This is a genomic window from Streptomyces sp. GbtcB7 (assembly GCF_019091445.1).
GTDB lineage: Bacteria > Actinomycetota > Actinomycetes > Streptomycetales > Streptomycetaceae > Streptomyces > Streptomyces mirabilis.
Genome location: NZ_JAGXJM010000541.1, coordinates 1 through 241 on the forward strand (window position 1 = coordinate 1; position 241 = coordinate 241).

A 241-nucleotide genomic window follows, 5' to 3' on the forward strand; every position below is an offset into this window, starting at 1 on the left:
CTTGCATGATCAATGGATCGACGACCCCGTCAAACCAGTACAGTCCGGCCGGTAGCTGCGCGTCAGGCAGCGGAGCGGTCCGAACGGAGTCGACCGCATCGTAGAGTCCGTCAATCGACTCGTCCATCACTATCGCGCGCGCAAACCTCGCGCGACCGAGCACGGCATCCAGGTCGTCAGGAATAGGGTGGTAACCGAAGCGGATCAAGTCACGGCTCCTCTCCTGCGACGTGGCTTAGCG

Annotated in this window: 1 protein-coding gene; it reads right to left on the minus strand. The window is 61.8% G+C overall.

The window, feature by feature from the left end; genetic code table 11:
* A partial coding sequence (locus tag KVT44_RS56740; protein ID WP_217577126.1) for a hypothetical protein occupies positions 1-208 on the minus strand: 208 nt, incomplete at its 3' end.
* Between the last annotated feature and the right edge of the window lie 33 nt (positions 209-241).